This window comes from Amycolatopsis nalaikhensis, assembly GCF_030264295.1.
Taxonomy (GTDB): domain Bacteria; phylum Actinomycetota; class Actinomycetes; order Mycobacteriales; family Pseudonocardiaceae; genus Amycolatopsis; species Amycolatopsis nalaikhensis.
The window spans coordinates 873,098-893,096 of sequence record NZ_CP127173.1; the positions used below are offsets into that span (position 1 = coordinate 873,098).

20 protein-coding genes and 1 pseudogene are annotated in these 19,999 nt (G+C 68.9%); 15 read left to right on the forward strand and 6 right to left on the reverse strand.

Annotated elements, in window-relative coordinates; all coding sequences use genetic code 11:
* Nucleotides 1-22: 22 nt before the first annotated feature.
* Together QP939_RS51770 and QP939_RS04290 are read right to left on the reverse strand one after the other, a co-directional pair.
* Nucleotides 23-754: pseudogene (locus QP939_RS51770) on the reverse strand (BtrH N-terminal domain-containing protein); the annotation flags it as partial.
* Nucleotides 646-2,238, reverse strand: coding sequence for an MFS transporter (locus QP939_RS04290; RefSeq protein ID WP_285455231.1), 1,593 nt, complete (start codon nucleotides 2,236-2,238; stop codon nucleotides 646-648). The gene QP939_RS04290 and the pseudogene QP939_RS51770, both read right to left, overlap by 109 nt.
* Before the next feature lie 121 nt (nucleotides 2,239-2,359).
* On the opposite strand from QP939_RS04290, the gene QP939_RS04295 reads away from it, so the two are divergent.
* The 11 genes from QP939_RS04295 (at nucleotide 2,360) to QP939_RS04345 (ending at nucleotide 13,218) form a co-directional block, all read left to right on the forward strand.
* Nucleotides 2,360-3,019 carry a TetR/AcrR family transcriptional regulator gene (locus tag QP939_RS04295; protein ID WP_285455232.1) on the forward strand — a complete coding sequence of 220 codons (660 nt, stop codon included), beginning with the start codon at nucleotides 2,360-2,362 and terminating at the stop codon, nucleotides 3,017-3,019.
* 302 nt (nucleotides 3,020-3,321) lie between these two features.
* On the forward strand, nucleotides 3,322-3,960 hold the full coding sequence (locus QP939_RS04300) for a phosphoadenosine phosphosulfate reductase domain-containing protein (protein ID WP_285459641.1): 639 nt from the start codon (nucleotides 3,322-3,324) through the stop codon (nucleotides 3,958-3,960).
* On the forward strand, nucleotides 3,926-4,174 hold the full coding sequence (locus tag QP939_RS04305) for a hypothetical protein (RefSeq protein ID WP_285455233.1): 249 nt from the start codon (nucleotides 3,926-3,928) through the stop codon (nucleotides 4,172-4,174). The genes QP939_RS04300 and QP939_RS04305 overlap by 35 nt, the downstream gene beginning before the upstream one ends.
* Nucleotides 4,175-4,287: 113 nt before the next feature.
* Nucleotides 4,288-4,815: a hypothetical protein gene (locus tag QP939_RS04310; RefSeq protein ID WP_285455234.1), complete on the forward strand. Its 528-nt coding sequence runs from the start codon at nucleotides 4,288-4,290 to the stop codon at nucleotides 4,813-4,815.
* A gap of 101 nt (nucleotides 4,816-4,916) precedes the next feature.
* Nucleotides 4,917-5,486, forward strand: a complete 570-nt coding sequence (locus QP939_RS04315) for a hypothetical protein (RefSeq protein ID WP_137096865.1) — start codon at nucleotides 4,917-4,919, stop codon at nucleotides 5,484-5,486.
* 88 nt (nucleotides 5,487-5,574) lie between these two features.
* The gene (locus QP939_RS04320) at nucleotides 5,575-6,420 is read left to right on the forward strand and encodes a Mom family adenine methylcarbamoylation protein (RefSeq protein WP_285455235.1); all 846 of its coding nucleotides are present in this window, start codon (nucleotides 5,575-5,577) and stop codon (nucleotides 6,418-6,420) included.
* Nucleotides 6,421-6,556: 136 nt separating this feature from the next.
* Nucleotides 6,557-7,060, forward strand: a complete 504-nt coding sequence (locus tag QP939_RS04325) for a hypothetical protein (protein ID WP_285455236.1) — start codon at nucleotides 6,557-6,559, stop codon at nucleotides 7,058-7,060.
* A 356-nt stretch (nucleotides 7,061-7,416) separates the two neighbouring features.
* The gene (locus QP939_RS04330; protein WP_014805453.1) at nucleotides 7,417-8,856 is read left to right on the forward strand and encodes a tyrosine-type recombinase/integrase; all 1,440 of its coding nucleotides are present in this window, start codon (nucleotides 7,417-7,419) and stop codon (nucleotides 8,854-8,856) included.
* The gene (locus QP939_RS04335) at nucleotides 8,853-10,691 is read left to right on the forward strand and encodes a hypothetical protein (protein ID WP_041783812.1); all 1,839 of its coding nucleotides are present in this window, start codon (nucleotides 8,853-8,855) and stop codon (nucleotides 10,689-10,691) included. The genes QP939_RS04330 and QP939_RS04335 overlap by 4 nt, the downstream gene beginning before the upstream one ends.
* Nucleotides 10,688-12,799 carry a hypothetical protein gene (locus tag QP939_RS04340; RefSeq protein WP_183127415.1) on the forward strand — a complete coding sequence of 704 codons (2,112 nt, stop codon included), beginning with the start codon at nucleotides 10,688-10,690 and terminating at the stop codon, nucleotides 12,797-12,799. Before QP939_RS04335 ends, QP939_RS04340 begins: the two co-directional genes overlap by 4 nt.
* Nucleotides 12,796-13,218 carry a hypothetical protein gene (locus tag QP939_RS04345; protein WP_014805450.1) on the forward strand — a complete coding sequence of 141 codons (423 nt, stop codon included), beginning with the start codon at nucleotides 12,796-12,798 and terminating at the stop codon, nucleotides 13,216-13,218. The genes QP939_RS04340 and QP939_RS04345 overlap by 4 nt, the downstream gene beginning before the upstream one ends.
* 45 nt (nucleotides 13,219-13,263) lie before the next feature.
* Here QP939_RS04345 and QP939_RS04350 read toward each other — a convergent pair whose 3' ends face one another.
* The 3 genes from QP939_RS04350 to merA are packed head-to-tail and all read right to left on the reverse strand — an operon-like array spanning nucleotide 13,264 to nucleotide 16,723.
* Nucleotides 13,264-14,619, reverse strand: a complete 1,356-nt coding sequence (locus tag QP939_RS04350) for a dihydrolipoyl dehydrogenase family protein (protein ID WP_014805449.1) — start codon at nucleotides 14,617-14,619, stop codon at nucleotides 13,264-13,266.
* Nucleotides 14,620-14,668: 49 nt separating this feature from the next.
* Nucleotides 14,669-15,310 (reverse strand): organomercurial lyase MerB, encoded by a 642-nt coding sequence (gene merB / locus QP939_RS04355; protein ID WP_014805448.1) that lies wholly within the window; start codon nucleotides 15,308-15,310, stop codon nucleotides 14,669-14,671.
* Between the two features lie 27 nt (nucleotides 15,311-15,337).
* Nucleotides 15,338-16,723: a mercury(II) reductase gene (gene merA, locus QP939_RS04360; protein ID WP_014805447.1), complete on the reverse strand. Its 1,386-nt coding sequence runs from the start codon at nucleotides 16,721-16,723 to the stop codon at nucleotides 15,338-15,340.
* Nucleotides 16,724-16,828: 105 nt separating this feature from the next.
* On the opposite strand from merA, the gene QP939_RS04365 reads away from it, so the two are divergent.
* The 4 genes from QP939_RS04365 to QP939_RS04380 are packed head-to-tail and all read left to right on the forward strand — an operon-like array spanning nucleotide 16,829 to nucleotide 19,053.
* Entirely contained in the window at nucleotides 16,829-17,197 is a 369-nt protein-coding gene (locus tag QP939_RS04365; RefSeq protein ID WP_014805446.1) for an ArsR/SmtB family transcription factor, read from the forward strand.
* Between the two features lie 21 nt (nucleotides 17,198-17,218).
* Nucleotides 17,219-17,536, forward strand: a complete 318-nt coding sequence (gene merT, locus QP939_RS04370; protein ID WP_014805445.1) for a mercuric ion transporter MerT — start codon at nucleotides 17,219-17,221, stop codon at nucleotides 17,534-17,536.
* 3 nt (nucleotides 17,537-17,539) lie between these two features.
* Nucleotides 17,540-18,130 carry a TlpA family protein disulfide reductase gene (locus QP939_RS04375; protein ID WP_014805444.1) on the forward strand — a complete coding sequence of 197 codons (591 nt, stop codon included), beginning with the start codon at nucleotides 17,540-17,542 and terminating at the stop codon, nucleotides 18,128-18,130.
* A complete protein-coding gene (locus QP939_RS04380) occupies nucleotides 18,127-19,053 on the forward strand; it encodes a cytochrome c biogenesis CcdA family protein (RefSeq protein WP_014805443.1) in 927 nt (308 codons plus the stop codon). The genes QP939_RS04375 and QP939_RS04380 overlap by 4 nt, the downstream gene beginning before the upstream one ends.
* Nucleotides 19,054-19,477: 424 nt before the next feature.
* On the opposite strand, the gene QP939_RS04390 is transcribed toward QP939_RS04380, so the two are convergent.
* Entirely contained in the window at nucleotides 19,478-19,885 is a 408-nt protein-coding gene (locus QP939_RS04390) for a heavy metal-responsive transcriptional regulator (protein ID WP_014805442.1), read from the reverse strand.
* Nucleotides 19,886-19,999: the final 114 nt, after the last annotated feature.

A 19,999-nucleotide genomic window follows, 5' to 3' on the forward strand; every position in this document is an offset into this window, starting at 1 on the left:
AGGCAGCAGTGGCTGGGGGTGGCGCAGAAGCTCGGGCGGCGGCGTGGCAGGCGTCGGCGGCGGTGTCGGCCAGGGGTGGAAGGTGGGTGGGGTAGCGCAGGCGGTAGGTGGTGTGCCAGGTGGGTGCGGGGAATCCGGTGGAGTTGCGGGCGCGGGCGAGCGCCTTGTAGGGGACGGGTTGGGGGTCGGCGCGGTCGTTGTCGACGACGGTGGCGGTGCGGGTGTGGTCGTCGTAGCCGGTGATCACGATGTCGTGGCGGCTCATGCTCAGCCGCACCCGCAGGTACGGGAGATGGGCGATGTCGGCCCAGCACAGCACCGGATACCCGTGGTCGAGTTCGTCGCGGACCCAGGCCCAGCCTTCGTCGGGGTCGTCGGTGGTGTGCTGGGTGGCGGTGATCCCGAGACGGCGGGTGAACGCGCCGGTGAGGTCGGGGCCGCGGCCCACGAGGTAGATCGGCGGGCTCATGGCGGGGTGGCGCAGGTAGGTGAATCCGAGTTCGCCGCCGAGCCCGAACACGGTGCCTTCCTCCAGTGGTGTGTCGTCGTAGGACAGCCGGGCCCACTGCATCAGGTCGCGCAGCGCTCCTGACCCGCAGTGCCCGGCCAGCTGGTGCGGGTAGTCGCTGATGACGCGTCGTCCGGTCACGTGGTACTCCTGTTCTGTTCGGCGACAAATCCAGGGTCGGTAGCGCGTCCGTGGGTTTCCGCTGGGTGCGACGGTCGGTGCCCGCGGTGGCGTCCGGGTGCCCACACCGTGAGGGCGACGGCCGTGATCGCGGTGATCACGGCGAGGGCGCTGAGGGTGTCGTGGAACCCGTCGACGAAGGCGCGCCGCGCCGCAGCGGCAAGATCAGGCCCGGCGGGCGTGTCGCCGGCCAGTCGCAGCGCAGCGGCCAGCGAATCACTGACGTTCGCGCGAGTTGCGACGGGCAGGTGGGTGATCGCTGGGGCGAGATGGGTGCGGTAGCTGCCAGCGAGCAGGCTGCCGGCCAGCGCGATCCCCACCGCGGCGCCGAGTTCCCGGGTGACATCGTTGACCGCGGAGGCCACGCCCTGTTTGGCGCGGGGAACCCCGCTCACGATGGCGGCGGTGGCCGGTGCCGCGCAGATGCCCAGACCGAGCCCGAACACGCCGAGGAACACCACCAGTCGCGGATAGTCCTCGTCCACCCCCAGCCCGCCGATCCCGACCAGCGCGCCAGCCACCAGCGCCAGGCCGGCGCCGGTCATCACCCGCAGCCCCACCCGCTCGCTCACCCAGGGCGCGAGCACCGCGGCCACGACCAGCGGAACGGCCACCGGCGCCAACGCCAGCCCCGCCCGCAGCGGCGAGTAGCCCCACACCAGCTGTAGATGCTGCATCAGCAGGAAGAACACCCCGAACGCGGCCAGGAACTGCACCACCAGCGACACCGCGCCAGCACCGAACCCGCGCTCGCCGAACAACCCGACCTGCAGCAACGGTGCCGCCCGTCGTCGTTCGACCAGCACGAACCCGGCCCCCGCCAGCACCCCGCCACCGAGCGAAGCGACCACCAGCGCACTGTCCCAGCCGTGATCGGGAGCCTCGATCACGCCGAACACCACCAACCCCACCGCCGCCGCCGACAGCACGGCGCCCGGCACATCCAGCCTGGGCGCCGCGGGCTCACGCGACGACGGCACGAACCAGCCACCCACCACCAGCAGCAGCGCCAACACCGCGGTGGCCACGAACACCGCCTGCCACGACCAGACCGCCAACAACGCGCCGGCACCGAGAATGCCCAGCACCGCACCCACCCCGGCAAAACCCGCCCACACCCCCACCGCACGCGCAGCTTGCCGGGCAGGGAACTCCGCGGTCAGAAGGGACAACGTCGCCGGCATCACCAGCGCCGCTCCCAACCCCGCGACCGCCCGGCACACAATCACCCCTGTCGGCGTATCCACCACCACCGGCAGCGCCGAACCCACCGCGAACACGACCAGCCCAGCCAGCAGCACACCGCGCCGCCCGAGACGATCTCCCACCGCGCCAGCCGGCAACAGAACGCCCGCCAACACCAAGGTGTAGGCATCCACAATCCACGTCGCCTGCGTCTGACTCGCCCCGATATCCGCCGCCAAGTCCGGCAACGCCGTGGTCAGCGACGCCACCCCGGCCATCACCAACGCCACGGCCAGACACGACACCGTCAGCGTCCAGCCACCGCGCGCCCCGCCGGATCCCCCGGTCGGCTCCGCCACACGCATCACCCGCAAGCCTCAGACATTTGTGAACCGACAGTATCGGACCTAGACTGACGGTTTCACAAGTCTGGCTGTCGATAGGCTTGCTCAAGCCCGCGCCGCCCTCCGGATACGCAGGAGATCGATGTCCACCGCCGCCGCCCCCACACCCAGCACCCCGGACGAAGACCCGCGGCTGGCACGCTCCCGCGCACGACTGCTCGACGCCGCCACCCACCTACTGGCCGAAGGCGGCATCGACGCGGTCACCATCGACGCGGTCACCCGCACCGCAGGCATCGCCCGCGCCACCCTCTACCGCCACTTCGGCACCGGCACCGAACTGCTCGCCGCCGCCTTCGAACGCCTGCTGCCCCCCGTCGCCCCCGCACCCGCCCACGGCCCCCTACGACAACAGCTACTCACACTGCTGACCAACCAAGCCCACCTCATCGACCACGCCCCCCTGCAGCTGACCGTGCTGTCCTGGCTCGGCATGAGCATCGCACCAACACCCCCACCCTCCACCCAAACCGACCGGCCACGCCTGCACACCCTGCGCCGCCGCATCATCGAGCAATACCGCCAACCCTTCGACGCCGTCCTCACCAGCGACACCGCCCACAACACACTCCACCCCGGCACCGACACCACCACCGCCCTCGCCCAACTCATCGGCCCCCTCATCTTCAACCGCCTCGTCACCGGCACCCCCAACGACCAACAGTTCTGCACACAACTCGTCGACGACTTCCTCACCAGCCACGGATCCCAGGCACCCTCGGGCCAGGCAGAAAACGGCTGAAACAACAGGGCGCGTAGCTCAACAAGGTTCTCCGCCAGAGGCGTTCATCGCGCCGATCTCGCCGTTGAACCGTCGCCAGGTGCTTCCGCAGACCAGCAGGTCTGGGACCCGCCATGTGCCGTCTACCGCGAACCGGGCGACCACAGCGTCAGACATCCCGTCGGCATGCCGGTCACCGAAGTCAGCATCGCTGAACAATCACCATCATGAACCTGTAGCGCCGGATCACAACCAGCAACACGTCGCCGTTCAGGTCACACCTCATTGTCGCTTGGCCTACCCAAGACTCTTTGCCGCACACGATGCGGCCACTACGCCGCCAGCCGGACTGTCACTCACAGTATCAACTCGGAGACGAACATTCGCCGCAAACGAGCATTGCTCGTTGCCAGCAATCGCCGCTGAGCCGCGACGAGGCCGCCAGCAGCGGACGCCGCACCGTAGACACCTGGCTGCCGATTCACGACTGGACGGAAGACCAGGTGTGGCAACGCATTCGCCAGTCGGGTGTTCCATACCACCCGGCGTACGACCAGGGCATGACCCGACTGTCGTGCTCGCTGTGCGTGCTCGCCAGCCGCGCCGATCTGATTCGTGCCGCGCAGCTTCGCCCGGATCTGGCCGCCGAATACGCCGCGGTGGAAGCCGAGATCGGCCACCGTTTCCGCAACGACATGTCCATGTCGGACATCATCACCGCGGCAGCGGCCAGCAGCGCGGTCAGCCTGGAAGGCGCCGAGCACGCCGCCGTGGTCGAAGCTCGGCCAGGGCCAGCTCTGGTGGCCGCGGTTCGAACGGCAAACCGACCGCTACGGAACCATCTTCCTGTGCACCGGGCCGGACGGCCAGGACTACGTCACCTTCGAGTCCGCTCCCGTCGGTTCCCGCGGCCGACTCGTCGCCGTCGTGCTGGAAACCCGGCCGTCCGTCCACTGTGGTGACCTCACCCGCGGCCTAGCGCCGACGACCCCGGCGGTCGGGGAGCAGATCACGCTCGGGTCGGGAACCGTGTTCACCGAGCCCGACCCGGACACCGGTCTACCCACCGCCGTCGGCCTCGTCCCGGACGACGGCCGGGACGAGGACTGGTTGGACCCGCGCGCCCTCTACCGCTGCCACAACCAGACCGTCCGGCTCGAACTCCGCGCTGCCTGACCGCTGCTCGGCGCAGGCACGTGGGTGGTCCCGCTGATCAAGCCCATGGATCTGCGGGACTCGGCCATTCCCGTGCGCCTCAACGCAAACCCCCAGCGAACAGGAGCTACGTCATGACCGACACATCCGTCCCCCCGATTCCCGCCTGGCTGGCCCATCTGCCCACGGTCGGCGGTCTCGTGGTCCCGTGGATCACCCCTCGGACCGCCGACGGCCGGTATCTGTTCGGCTCGGTCGACCGCGATCGGATGGAGCACGTGTTGCTGCGCCGATGGTGCGGCGTGTGCGGCCGGCCCCATGCCGACCGGCTGGTGTTGCTGATGCGGCTGTCCGACCTATCGCGCCGGTGCACCAGCGAACCCCCGCTGCATCCCCAGTGCGCCGCCTACACCATCACGGCCTGCCCGATGGTCGCCGGGCGCCTCGACCACTACCGCTCTACCCCGCGGCGGCTGGACGCCACGATGGCGCCGGCACCGGACTCAGCGGCCCGCCAAGGCTCGCCCGCCGAGCCGTGGTTCGCCGTGTGGCTGGACGGCTACCAGGTCGTCACCGACCACGGCAACCTCGCCGCGTCCTACGCCGACAGGCGCCCCCTGCGGATCCGGCCCATCACCTGGCGGCTGCCCGCCATCCTCTGACGACCCCGCGAACACGTCCACCAGCGCCGTTCGCTGCCACGGGCGCGTGATCGACCCGCGCTCACACCCCTTGCCATCACACCGAACTGAAGGAGGCACGCATGCGCCACTACAGCCCACCCACCGTCGCACCGGACGACGAGTTCGACATGTACGGCCTCGAACTGGAACTGGGCACCTGGTCCTACATACTCGATGACTTCGGCATCGTCTACGGACCCGGCTGGTACCCGTTCCACCGCGCGCTAACCCGATCCGAACAGAACCCGTCCGCCCCGCTCCTGAACCGCGCCGTGCCGGTCGGCACGACCAAGCCCACGGGCGTCCGGCTCTCGCCGAACGTCGCGGAGTACTCGTGGCGCAACGAGTACGTCCTGCTGGCACCGATCGACCACCGCGTACAGGCCCGCACGCGGCTGTTCGTCCGCAAGCAGGGCCTGGGCGCCATGGTCCGCCGCATCACCATCGAGGTCGACCTCCGGGCCGAGCTCGTCACGATCCCCGACCAGTGCCCTGCGGCACTGCGGGAGCAGGCCGAGGTCAAGGGCCAGCGCGTGCTCGACCTCCTCCAGGCCGCGCGCCGCGAACGCCGCCGTCGCGCGAAGACACCGACCGCAGTGCTCGGTCCGTGGGTCCAGGACCAGTCCGCGGGACCGCAAGCCGCGACGTGACAGCAACTCGCCCAGCAACCACCAGACACCAGCAAAAGGGGGCGATATCGCAACCCTTGCCACCCCTCGAAGGGAGGGACGACCAACCATGTCCACCCCTGGCTTCACCCAGCGGTGGCGCAACGGCACCCACCGCTGGCGCACAACAGCCGGCCCCACGTTCAACCCCGATCGTTACAGCGTGTCCGCACTGGACAGCATCTTGGCCGAAGAGTTCTGCGTTCGTCATCACTACTCGGCCGCCTGGCCAGCCACCAAGTACCGCTTCGGGCTGTTCGACTTGCACGCGTACGAACCGCAATTGGTGGGCGTTGTCGCCCTGGGCATCCCGATGAGCAACCAGGTCCTCACCAACCCGTTCCCCACCCTGGTGCCCAACGAGGAATCGCTAGAACTGTCCCGATTGGTCTTGCTGGACAGCGTCGCCATGAACGGCGAATCGTGGTTCTGTGCAAGGGTTTTCGCCCGTGCCGCCGAACACGGCGTGCGAGGGCTGGTGAGCTTTGCCGACCCCGTTCCACGCTGGCGCATCATCGAAGGGCGGACCGAGATGATCAAGCCTGGGCACATCGGCATCGTGTACCAGGCGCTGAACTTCGACTACCTCGGCCGGTCCACCCGCCGCACCCTCACCTTACTACCCGATGCGACGGTGCTGACCGCCCGCGCACAAGCGAAAGTCACCGGCGGCGAACGCGGACGCAACGGCGTCGTGGCCCGCCTCGTCACGCTCGGCGCCGCACCACCTCACCCCGACGAGGATCTCACGCAGTGGCTCGCCACCGCCTTGCGCGCAATCGGAGCACGCCGCCAACGCCACCCCGGCAACCACCGGTACGCGATCCGCCTCGGCCGCACCCGCGGCGAACGCACCCGCACCACCATCGGCATGGCCACCGGCCCGTACCCGAAGCCACGCCTCGCCGCCGCGTAACCGAGTTCGACCACCAGACAGCTCCGCTGACGCGCCACGCCACCCGAAACACCACCGCAATTCACCACAACAAGAAAGGGGCTCAGCCATGCCCAAAACAGCCGAGAACTACTCTCCAGTGGACATTCTGCGTGAGGTGACCAGCTTGCTGAAAGGAGTCTTTCAGCAACTCGACTGGGCAGAAGACGAGATTCGCCGGGCCATGAGGCGGCATCCGTCCGAACGCGACCTCCTCTACCACAGCTTTCCCCTTCTCGTAGCCACGCACAAACTCATGGCTACCGAGTTCGTCTACCGGTCGCACTGCCGCGAACTCCTGGAGCGCCTGGTCAACGACGCGGACACGCGGCCGGGCACCGCCGCCGAGGTGTGCTGCCTTTGCCACGACATCAGTCTGCGTGCCCCGCTGCGGTCACACGCCGCGGGCCTGTACTTCCGCATGTGGGCCACCGCGTTCCCCGGCAAACCACTCGACGACGACAGCCGCCAGCACCACGAAGCATTGGAAGGGTCGACCATCGACGACCTCGAAGCGATCGCACGACGCAAGCTGGCCGTCAAGAACCGCAAGCTCGGCGAGATCACCTGCGACGGTCGCCACGACGGCGACATCGTCCAGTGCAAGTACGCCGGAGCATGAAAGCAGCCAGCCCCGAGCGCGCCAGCCAAACCATGCCACGAGTAGCCGGACCCCGCTGATGACCAAACGGGGTCCGGCCGCCGGCTTAGTGCTGCCGCCCCTCCGCCACACGAATACCCGTCCGCAGAACAACAACGCACGGAGGATGACATGGAAAGGAGAGCACCCGACGCCTCCACTCACGTCGACACCAACCCAATCCACCACACCGAGCTGATGCCGTACGCGTGGTCGTACGGCATGGGAGCAGAGTCAACGGTTATGGTGACACTTCACTGCTGTCGCAGAGGTCCCTAGCCAACGCCAGCTTCGCTGTGTTTGGCGTGTTCAGATCCCGGAGGATCTCAACCTTGCTCATGTACAAGACGTCACCGGTGAGAGCGCTCGGCGCACCTGGGCTCGGCGGTGACGAAGCCCAGGTGCTGCGTCGTGCCGGTGTAGGCGACGGGCTGCCGTTCCTACTCGGCCCCGACGGCTCGTACGACCTGGAGTTGAACCGGTTCGTGCGCGAGTTGGACGGGTGGGGTGTGCGCTCGGAACACACGAGAGAGGCGTACGCGCGTGATCTGATGTTGTTCGGCCGCTTCCTCCACGAGCACCGTGGTGGACGGTCCATCTGGGACGCCGGCCAGGACGATCTGCGCGCCTACAAGCGGGCGCGGCGGCGGACCAAGGGCTTCACGGTGTCCGCGTCGACCTGGAACAGGTTCATCGCGGCGCTAGACAAGTGGGTCAAGTGGGCGATACACGAGGAGCTGATCGAGGCCCAGCCGTTCCGCATGGTGGAGAAGACGGTGTTGACGCCCCGCGGGCTGGTACGGGTGCTGTTCAATGCCGAGCGCGAGGTCGAGGACAGCGCCGGGCCGGTGCGGTTCCTGGCCTACGAGGACTACCTGGTGTGGCGGGACGTCGGGTTGCGTGGCCAACTACCCGACGGCTCGCCGGACCCGAGTTGGCGCGGTCGGCACGGCGAGCGCAACGCGGTGTTCGCCGACCTGTTGGTCTGCACCGGGATGCGGCTGAGAGAGGCGTCGAGCCTCCTGGTCACCGAGGTACCGCCGCTGGCGCAGCGGCGGCTGACCGGAGACCTGAACCTGCCCGCGACGATCACCAAGCGCAGCCGGCCGAGGACGGTTTTCGTGTCGCGCCGCGTGCTGCGCGACCTGCACCACTACGTCGACATCGAACGCGACGAACTGGTCGAGCGCCGCCGGGCGGCCGGGGCTTACGGGTGTACGGACGCCTGGATGGGAGTTCGCTCCGCCGGCAAGACTGCGCTGACGCTCGTCGAGGATGGCCGCTCGCGGCCGTACTCGCGGGTGACGATCGAGGAACGGCAGCGACTGTGCCGGGTCGGCGACGACGGTCCGGGTGGTCCGTTGTGGCTGTGGCTCGGTGAGGACGGCTTGCCGCTGTCGCGGTCGACGTGGCAGGCGGTGTTTCGGCGAGCCAACGAACGGTGCGCCCGGTTCGGCCTGGACCTGGTGGTCCATCCGCACGCCCTGCGTCACACATTCGCCGTGCACATGCTCGGGCTGCTGCTGCGCCAGACCGTCCGCGCGTTGCGCATGGAGCCCGGCGAGACCCTGATGAGCCAGCAGGTGAAACGGCTGCTGGTCGGCGACCCGCTGCGCAAGTTGCAGCTACTGCTCGGCCATCGCCAGCGCGAGACGGTCTTCGTCTACCTCGACGTCCTGGACGAGGCGCAGGAGATCGTGCTGTCCGCGCTGCGCGAATGGGATGAACAAGCCGAAGCGCTGAGCAGGGTCCGGCTTGAGGATGGTGCTGCCGCGTGAACCGCACCGAGGGTGCCGGCTCCGGTCGCCGTGGCCGCTGGGCGGCTTTCCCGACCGAGGAGCAGATGCCCGCGCAACCCGCTCCTGTCCCGGACATCGGTCCGCTGGTGCTCCGGCTGCACCTGGATGGCGCCGACCGCACGTTCGACATGTCCGCGTGGCCATGCCCGCGGTTGACCCGCCAGCTTGCCGCGACGCTGCGCACGGTGGCCGCCGACGGACCCGAATCGAGTTACCAGGCGTTCAAGGTGAACCTGTTCTCGGTGCGGAAGTTCGTGCGGTTCATCACTGGAGCCGAACCGCAGAACGCCACCGAGGTCGAGTTCAGTGACCTGGAGGCCGAGCACATCGACGCGTTCGAGCAGGCGCTGATCGCCGAGTACGGACCGGACAGTGACCAGCCGCGCATCAGCATCGGTGTGGTGGTCCGGCTGCTCCGCGTGGCGTTCGACGCCAGCCCCACGACGTTCGATCCCGACCTGGCTATCCGGCTGAGGTTCCTCGGACGGGAAACCCGTGCCCGTCAGACGAGACCCTTGGATGCCTACCCGCAGAACGTGTTCGAGGCGATCAGGAACGCCGCGCTGGCGGATGTCCGCGCGATCGCGCGCCGAATACAGGATGGCGAAGCCCGAGCCGCGACGGGCCAGGACCCGAACGTCGGCGGTTGGGATGTGATCGAGAACGTGCTGTGGCACATCGCCCGTCACGGGCCTGTCACGATGCAGTTCCTGCGGCCCCTGGTCGGCAAGAGGCTGGGCAACGGGCGCCCGCTCAACGCGGCGCTCATCCTCACTCGGGAGGACAACGTCGTGTTCCTGATCCTGCTGATCTGCATGACCGGGCTTGAGCCGGAGTGCGCCAAGCGGTTGCAGGCCGACTGCTTGACCAACCCGGCCCGCGGGTTCGTGAGTGTCAACTATGTCAAGCGGCGCGCGCACGGTCGCCGGATCTCTAAGTCCATGCGGGTCAGCGATGGCGGTGCCCTGCACCATCCCGGCGGTCTGATCCGACTGGCGCTGCGGCTCACCGCGCGAGCCCGCGAGTTTAGTGGCAGCACCGATTTGTGGGTCGACTACGGAGACAAGGGCCTGCGGGACTCCTTCCCGCTCGGCGGGCAGGGTCCTTGGGGTCACGTGGACAACTGGCAGAAACGACACGGCATCGACCAGATGACCGACGCTGACGGAACGCCGGTGCGGCTGGATCTGCGGCGGCTGCGCAAGACCTACAAGTCCCAGCAATACCTCAAAGCCACCGGCGTGCTCGCCGACTTCACCCAGGGCCACACCGCCGACGTCGCCGCAAACCACTACGCAAACATCCCCGCCCACGACGAGCTGCACGACCAAGCCGTGGAGAACGGCCTGCGCGAAGCGCTGGACGTCGCGCTGCCGCCGCCGGTGGTACTCGACGAGGACGGCACCCGCCTCGATGCCGGAGAAGGGGACCTGCCACCCGAGCAGGTGCAGGCGCTGCTGTCGCGCGAGAGCGACGTGTTCCTGGCCTCCTGCCGCGACTTCTACGACTCGCCTTTCGGGGCGAAGGGCAAGCCGTGCCCGGTGTCGTTGTGGGGCTGCCTGGAGTGCCCGAACGCGGTGTTCACCACCCGGCACCTGCCGCAGGTTCTGACCTTCCTGGACTTCATCGAGCGCCAGCGGGAGGAGTACCCCGTCAGCGAGTGGAACGTGCGCTACGGCCTGGCGTGGGACCGGATCGTGCGCGGCATCCGGGCCAAGTTCCGAGACGAGCAGATCACCACCGCCCAGACGATCGCCGAAAGCGGTGGGGCACGGTTGCTGCTGCCGCCCGAGTTCTGGGAGGCCGTCGCGTGACCCGCGCCCCCGCACCGCGCCCGTCCGCCGCGCCGGAGCCATCGGCCGATCCCTGGGTGCTGCCCGAGTCCTTGACCACCGAGACAACTGGCCGCGGCCCCCGGTTCAGCGACGACATCTGGGATTTCCGACCGTTCGCGCCCCGCAGCAACGGCTACCTCCGGCTGGACTTCACCGAGCTGCCCGACGAGATCGCGATGCTCACGGCCAAGGAGTTCATCTACTCCCGCATCCACCGCGTGGTCCCGCTGTCCTACGGATCGCGGACCGCCCGACCGATGAAAATCACCAACACCTACAAGGACTTCATCATCGTGCGTCAACTGTTTACCGAGCTCGGCAAGCAGGGCGTGACGCGCTTGGCGCAGGCCCGCCAATCCCACCTGGACGCGACCGCACGCGTCTGGCGTGAGACCTGTGTGCCAAACACGCTGGCTGTCCGGATCGGCGTCATCCAGCACCTGGAGGCGCACAGCCCGTACCTGACCGCGGACCGCCTCACCGTCGTGCCCTGGAAGGGCCGCCCGGCCACCCAGGTCGCCGGGCGGCGACCGGACGAGGAGAACAGCACCCCGCGCATCCCCGAGCCGATCATGGCTCCACTGCTGCGCGCCGCCCTGTTCTACGTCCAGACCGCCAGCCGGGACCTCCTGGCCGCCCAGCGGGAAATCGCCGACCTGGAGCAGGCCCGAGCAGGCGGCCGGTGCCGGCATGGCGAGGCTGTCACCAAGATCGAGGCGTTCCTGGACCGCCGCCGTCAGGAGGGGCGAGGTGTTCCCGCACTGCCGCTGTACTGCCTGGCCCAGCGCCCGACCGCGCCGGTTGTCGACGGCGTCGTGCAAGCCCCGAACGCCGCTCTCGTCGCCCTGATGAGCGGAACCAACAGCTTCCAGGGGCATCCGACACGGCTGATGGAGCAGATCGGCGCCGAGATCGGCTACGAAGAGGGTGGTCTGGACACGCCGATCTCGACGTGGCCGGACACCGGGCGACCCTGGCGAGGGCGGCTGAATCACCGCAGCCTGCATGACGAACTGCACCACCTGCGCACCGCCTGCTGGGTGCTGGTGGCTTACTTGTCAGGACTTCGGGACATGGAAGTCCTGGAGCTGGCGCGGGACTGCGCTGTCACCACCACCGCCGTTGACGGCCGGACCCGCTACAAGCTGCGCGGCCGGGTCTTCAAGGGCCGCAAGCTCACCGGTGACGAGGCCGAGTGGGTCGTGCTCGACGCCGTTCACGAGGCGATCGACGTCCTGCTGCAGATCAACGACGACCCCACGCATCTGTTCGGTTACCGGCTCTGGCCCGCCAGCAAGCCACGGCTGGCGAACAAGCTCACCGAGCGCCTCGGTGGTTTCCGGGACCACGTCAACGAGCTGTTCGGTACCCAATCGTCCGACGGGGTGGCCGAACCGTTCGTCCCCGCCGACGGGGAACAGCAGTGGGTGTTCACCACCCGGCAGTTCCGGCGGAGTCTGGCCTGGCATATCGCACACCAGCCCTTCGGTGTGGTCGCCGGTGCCCGGCAGTACCACCACGCCAAGGTGACCATGTTCGAGGGCTATGCCGGGACCTCAGCCTCTGGGTTCGCCGCCGAGGTCGCCGCCGAGGAGGCGGTCGCCATGCTCGACTACGTGGAGGATCTTTACCGGGATTGGAACACCGGCGCCCAGTCCGGCGGTGGGGCGGCCGAGCGGATCAACGCCGAGTTCCAGCGCATTCGGCGCGAGCTGGGTGATCTCCCCGGCGTCGTGTCCGACGAGCTGCGGCTGCGGACGATGCTTCGGCATCTCACCAAGACGCTGCATCCCGGCGTGCTCAACGACTGCTTCTTCAACGCGGCGACCGCGGTCTGTGTCAAGCGAGCCAAGGTCGTCGGGCAGCCCGTTCCGCAGCACAACATGTGCCTGCGCTGTCCGAACGCCCGACGGTCCACAGTGCACCGGCCCCGGCTGGCCGCCGCCCGCAATCAGGCCCTGGATCTCCAGGCGTCCTGCGAGAAAGCCGGTCCGGTCCCGAAACTCCAGCAGGTCGCGCTCACCGGCTACATCACCGAGCTCGACCAGCTCATCGGTGATCTCGACAGCGAGGAGGCGCAGGCGTGACCCGCGTCGCTACCCAAGTCCGCCTGGAGCAGGCGCTGACCCGGCTGCTCGCCGGTCAGCCGACTGTGACCGACGGCGAGCTGACGGTCTCCAACCTGTGCCGGGAAGCCGGTGTGGGCCGCGACTCGTTCTACCGCTCGCCTCCGGAGTTCAAGGACGCCGTTGTTGCGGCACAAGCGAATCGAGAAGCCCAGCAACCTGAACTCGTCGCGCTGCGCGAGGAGATCACCGCCCTCAAGCGGGAACGCAAACAGACCGCCAGCGACCACGCCGCCACCGTGCGGGAACTGGAGGAGACGATCAGGGTCTACGCCAACCAGATCCAGGTCCTCGCCCTGCGCAACTCGGAGTTGGAGGACCAGATCCGACATCTGGCGCACCACGATCCCGACGTGATCTCGCTTCACACCCGGAGGTGACCCCCGTCCACCGACGCTGTGACACCGAGAGCGGCCGGGCGGTTTCTAGATGGCGAGCTGTTCGAGGGCGGCGAGGTACGCCTCGGTGTAGGTCGGGAATTGGGCGACGCCGTCGAGCAGGGTGTCGATGGAGATCTGGGCGCGGATGGCGAGGGCGGCGGTGTGGATCCATTCCCCGGCTTGGGGTGCGATGGCCCAGGCCCCGATGAGCGTCCGCTGGGTGCGGTCGGCGATGAGACCGAGGGTGCCGTCGGGGTCGGTTTCGTAAGTCCAGGGTCGCGCGATCGAGTCGGCGAGGTCGAGTTCGGTGGTGGCGATGTCGAGGCCACGCTGGCGGGCTTGGTCGGTGGTCAGGCCGACAGCGGCGATCTCGGGTTGGGCGAACACGACGCGGGGGATGCCGCTGTAGGTGGTTTGGCGGGGTGTGCCGAGGATGTTGTCGGCCACGACCCGTCCTTGGTACATGGCGACGTGGGTGAACAGCGCGACCCCGGTGACGTCGCCGAGCGCCCAGAGGCCGGCGGTGACGCGGCAGTGCTCGTCGACCTCCAGCGCGCCGCGCGGGTCCGGTGTGACCCCGACAGTCTCCAGGCCGAGCCCGTGGGTGCGGGGGCGGCGTCCGGTGCCGAGCACGACGACGTCGGTGCGCACGGTGGTGCCGTCGTCGAGGTCGATCACCGTATCGGCGCCGTCGCGGCGCGCGGCGGTGGCCTGCCGGCCGAGACGGACGTCGATGCCGTCGGCGCGCAGGTGGGTGGCGACGATGTCCCCGACACGGGGGTCTTCCCGGTCCAGCAGCCGGTCGCCGCGCTGGATCAGGGTGACCCGAGCGCCCATGCGAGCGAGGAATTGGCCGAGTTCGATCCCGACGGCGCTGCCGCCGATCATCACGATCCGCTCGGGGATCTCGCGCAGGGTGGTAGCTTCCCGGTTGGTCCATACGCTGACCTCGTCCAGGCCCTCGATGGGTGGGTGGATCGCGTCGGAGCCGGTGGCGATCACCACGTGCTCGGCGGTGAGTTCCCGGCCACCGGCCCGTACCCGCCACGGGTCCCGGCCCACCAGGGCTGCGGTGGCCTTGATAACCGTGACGCCCTGCTTCTCGTATCCGGTGACCTGCTCTGTGTCGTCGAGGTGGCGGATCATGTAGTCGCGGTAGTCTCGCAGTGCCGCCCAGTTCTGCGCCGGAGTGGACAGGCCGGCCGCGTGGGCGGCTTCGGCGCGGGCCTCGGGTGGGCGCAGCAAGGTTTTGGACGGGATACACGCCCAGTAGGCGCACTCCCCGCCGATCAGTTCCTGCTCGATCAACGCGACCCGCCGTCCGCCCGCGTGCAGGCGCGAGGCGGCGGTCTCGCCGCCCGGTCCGGCGCCGATCACGATTACATCGAAGTCCGTACTCACAGTGGCTGTCCCTTCTCGGTGATGGCGGTTCGGGCGGCGCAGGTGGGCGTCAGCAGCACCCGCCGGGCTCGGGCTCCTCGGATTGAGCGGCGTCCAGCTGCCGGCCGAGTTGATAAGCGTCGGCGACTGGGAGGACCGATCCGCCGGGGTGCTCAGCGAGCCAGGGCGCCGCGGCGTCGGCGTCGGCGAAGAAGTGCACGTGGTTGCAGAAGGAAGCCCGTACGGAGACCAAGTCGTCAGGCGTGACGATGGAGACCATCGCGGTCTGGGGCTCGACATCCCTGACTCGGTCGGGCTCGACGGTGAGCCGTATCGGGGCACCGGTGCTGTGGCAGGGGGATTCAACCTGGGCGGATTGGCCGAGGGTGGCGGGGAAGATGAGGGTGTCCAGGGCACACCAGGTGTAGAGCTGGTGGCCGTCGACGGTGAAACGGTGCGGGGTCGGGCGCAGCGTGATGCCGTAGCCGACGATCCGTCCGGCGTCGTCGTATTCGGTGTCGCGCAGTCGGCCCACCGCCTGCGCAACCTCGTCACCGGCGCGGCCGGTGGCGGCCGCGAGGTCGGCAATCGTGAGGGGTTCGCCGCGGGCCAGTTGCCGCAACAGCGGCTGCCATAGCCATCCGGCCGGGCTGTCCTGGCGGGAGAAGACACTATCCATAGTGGACACCACGGTGTCCAGGTCATTCGTCATCGGGATTGTCCTTCCGAGAGCAGGGTTTCAGGAGGCGCAGCAGGAGAGTTTGGACACGTCGCGGGTGAAGGTTTGGGCGGCGAGTTTGATGCCCTCCGCCATCGTCAGATAGGGGCACCACAGGTCGGCCATCTCGTGCACCGTCATCTGGTTTGCCAGCGCATAGACAGCGGTGGCGATGACGTCCCCGGCGCCCGCGGCGAGCACGTGCGCGCCGAGCAGCCGCCCGGAGCCTTGTTCGGCGACGAGCTTGATCGCGCCGCGGGTGTCGCGGTTGACCAGCGCCCGCGGCACGTACTCCAGCGGCAGCACCCGGCACTTACAGGCGTAGCCCTGCTCCACCGCTTGGACGTCGGTCAGCCCGGCGGAGGCGAGACTGGGCGTGGTGAAGGTGACCGCGGGCAGGTGATGGTAGTCCAGGGTGCGCCCGGCGTCGCCGAAGGCGTTGTCGACCACGACGCTGCCATGGGCCCCGGCGACGTAGACGTACTGCGGGTGCCCGGTGACGTCCCCGGCCGCCCAGACGCGCGGGTTGTCGGTGCGCAGATACTCGTCGACGACCACCTCCCCGCGATGCCCGGTCTTCACGCCCACCGCGTCGAGATTGAGCCCGGCGGTGACCGGGTTCCGCCCAGTCGCGAGCAGCAGCCGCTGCCCAGTCACCCGCTGCCCACCGGCGGTGACGACGACGCCCGAACCATCGGCCTCAACCTCAGTGGCGCGCTCGGCGATCACGGCGATGCCGTCGTCAGCGAACACCCCGGCCAGCAGGCCGGCGAGTTCCGGTTCGGTGTGCGGGGCGAATCGGCCCACGATGCTCACTCGGACGCCGAGGTGGGCGAACAGTTGCGCCTGCTCCAGCCCGACGTAGCCGCCGCCGACGACGACCAACGACTCGGGCAGTTCGGTCTGCTCCATCGCGGTGGTCGAGGTCAGGTAGTCCACCCGGTCGGCTCCGTCGAGGCCGTCGGTACGCGGGGTGGAGCCGGTGGCGATCAGGTAGTGCTCGGCCTCGACCCGGACGTGGCCGCCGTCATGCAGGTTCACCTCCAGCGCCGGTCCCTCGATGAACCGGGCCTCGCCGGGCAGGATCTCCCACCCGTACTCGGCGGCCAGGTCGACGTACTTCTCCGCCCGCAACCCTGCCACCAGCGTGTCCTTGCCACCGATCAGCGCGGCGGCGTCCACCGGGCCCGCGCTGGTGGAAATCCCCGGAAAGTGCTGGTCCAGCGCCACATGGCGGGCCTCGGCCGCGGCCAGCAGTGCCTTCGACGGCACACAGCCGACGTTGACGCACGTCCCGCCAACGGTGCCGCGCTCGATCATCACCACGCTCTTGCCCTTGCCGCGGGCCGCGATCGCCGCCGCGAACGCACCCCCACCCGAACCGATCACCGCCAAGTCGTACCGCACCAGCGATCTCCTCCCACTGACATATTCGTCTTCCCGGATGCATAGATGCTAACCTAAGATTCGTACATCCGGATACGACAGACACTCGATGTGAGGACGGCGACCGTGGCCGACGCTTCCGAACGCAGCAGCACGCTGCTGCCCACCGAGCCGAACGGGGTGGAGATGATGGCGAAATTCTTCCGCGCCCTCGGCGACCCCGCCCGGCTGCGGCTGCTGGAGTTCCTGCTGCACGAGGAACACGCCGTGGGCGAATGCGTCACGCACATCGGCCTGTCCCAGGGCCGGGTGTCCAGTCACTTGGCCTGCCTGTCCGACTGCGGCTACGTGCAGCTGCGCCGCCAAGGCCGCTTCGCCTACTACCGGGTCACCGACCCCCGCGTCGCGGAACTGGTGCTGCTGGCGCGCTCGCTGGCCGCGGACAACGCCGCCGCCCTCGCCGCGTGCATGCGCATCACCGCCCCGAACGCCTGACCAGCCGAGGAGACCGCCTCCATGTCGACCAACCCCGGCTCCGAGAGCAAGCGCACCGCGCTCGCCGCCGCCGGTTTCCTCCTGGTCCCCATCGTGTGTTGCGGCCTGCCGGTGCTGATCGCCGCCGGAGCCCTTGGCGCGGTGGGCTCGGTACTGGGCAACCCCTGGGTCATCGGCACCGCCGTCGTGGTGGTCCTCGCCGCGGTGACGCGGTTCGCGCGCCGGCGCGTCACCCGACACGGCGCCACCCGAGACAACTCGTGCTGCCCGCCCGTGCCACCCGCCCGCGACCAGCCCGATCGGCCACACGAGTCCTCCCACCCCAACCAGGAGTCCTGACCCATGCCTGACGCACCCGCCCCGACCGGACCTGCCGCGCCGCGCTCTCGTCGACGACTCGTCACGATCGCGCTGACCGTTATCGCCGTCGTCGGGATCTCCGTCGTGCTGTATTCGGCGTTTTCCCCGTCGAGCAAGCAGACCGCGTCCCCACCCGCTGCCGACGGCAGCGCAAAGGCCGGGACCACTGCCGCTGCGGGAGCGTTCACCGCCCGAACCCTGCAGGGCGTGCAGGTCGCGGTGCCCGGCTCGCGGCCCAGCGTGCTGTTCTTCTTCTCCGTCGGGTGCGGCGGTTGCGGTCCGGCCACCCACACCCTCGCCCAGGTCCAGCAGGCGGTCGGCACGAAGGCGAACTTCGTCGCCGTCGACATCGGCCCCGGCGAAACCGAGCAGGACATCACAGACTTCCTCACCGCCAACCAGGCCACCAGCCTTGCCTACGCCAGCGACAGCAACGCCACCCTGATCAGCGCCTACCAGGTCACTCAGCTGTCCACCGCCGTCGTGCTGGACGCCTCCGGCAAACCGGTGTTCCGCGCTGTCGAGCCCACCGCCGATCAGATCCGTGCCGAACTGGCCAAGGTGAGCGCGTGATCGGCCCGCTGTTGGCGCTCGCCTTCGGCGCCGGGATGCTCGCCCCGGTCAACCCCTGCGGCTTCGCCGTACTGCCCGCCTTCCTCGCCTACGCCGTCGACACCGGCGACGGCCAGGCGGACGCGCGGCCCGGCGCTTTGTCCCGGCTGGCCGGTGGCCTGCGCGCCGGGCTCGCGCTGACCGCCGGGTTCGCCGGCACCTTCACCGCCATCGGACTACTACTCGCCCTCGGCTTGCGTTCCCTGACCGGTGTCATCCCGTGGCTGGCCGCCGCGCTCGGCGCGATCCTGGCCGTGGGCGGCCTGGCCATGGTCGCCGGCGGACACCTGCCGCTGCGGCTACCCACCCGCCGTTCCGGCACCCCGCGGCAGGGGCCCAGAGGCATGGTGGCCTTCGGCGCCGGGTACGCACTGGCCTCCGCCTCCTGCACGCTCGCGGTGCTGCTCGCGGTCGTCACCCAAGCCCTGGCCAGCACCAACATCTCCGGCGTCCTGGTCGTATTCGCCGCCTACGCCGCCGGCTCCGCCACCCTGCTGCTGTCCCTCGCGCTATTCGCCGCATTCGCCAGCGGCCTGATCAACCGGTTCCTCCGACGGCTGCTGCCCCACATGAACCGCATCACCGGCGCCGTGCTTGCCCTTTCCGGCGGCTACCTACTCCTTTACTGGCTGCCACAACTACTCGGCGGGCACCCCGGCATCGGCGCACTCACCGGCGTCGTCGGCACCGTGTCAGCCTGGATCACCGGACACCAACTTGCGATCGCCATCACCGCACTCGGCCTCATCCTCGTCACCGCGATCGCCACCCTCACCCGCCGCGAACGCCGCCACACCACCACCGACACCGCCGACGACTGCTGCGCACCCAGGCCACAGCCCGAAGAAAATGCGGACCAGGTAGGAGGACCCGGCAGCAGGTGACCTGCCTGCCGGGATCCAACTGGCACGCGGGCCTCTACGATGCGAGCCCGAGGCGGCCGGATTGTCCCCATGGGAGTCCGGCAGGCGGCAAAGCCTTGCTGTAGAAGCAAACCACCACAGTCGACGACGCAGGGCTGCGGACTCTGCATGCCTCCATCTTCACGGAGAATCGCGCAAGCATCGCCCCGCACCACGCCGCCGGTTGCTGAACCGTCGGCATCCGCGAACGCATCGCCCAGCGGGGCGGCGTCTGGCACAACACAGTCTTTTATCGAACGCCGCTCAGCCGTCCGATGATCGGTCGGCCCAGTCTGACTGGACATTTGCCGCAACGAGTGGCCATTCCGCAAAGGCTCGGCTACCGCCAGTTCGCAACGCGGCCATCAAGAGTTCAGTGAGACATGAGGGTCCTTGAGCGGCTACTTCACCGTTCGATGATCGGGCAGATCGATCTGTTCGGTTCCGACTCGGTATCGGCTGCCACGGCGGTGTCCCGACTGGCGGTGAGGCTCGCACGCAGCGCCAGCAATTCGGTAATGGTGTTGTCGATCTCCGCGATCCGGGCGTCGAGTAGATCCCGTACGGCTCCGCACGGGGTGGGACCGGCGCGGCGGAGGGTGAGGATGGTGCCGATGTCGTCCAGGGGGAGGTCCAGGGCGCGGGCGCGGCGGATGAAGGTGAGGGTGTCGACGTCGTCCTGGTTGTAAAGGCGGTACCCGGCCGCAGTGCGCTGGGCGGGCGGCAGCAGGCCGCGCTCCTCATACAAGCGCACGGCCTTACGGGTGAGCCCGGCCGCCTGGGCGGCCCGCCCGACGGTCATCGCCTGGGCCATCGTCTGCCTCCTTCGCGTCCCGGCCGCTCGCCTTGACCTTCACCTGGGGTGAAGGTTTTAGCGTCTCCAGTGTAGGACCGGAAACCGAAGGGAGGCGCAGGTCATGGCAATAGT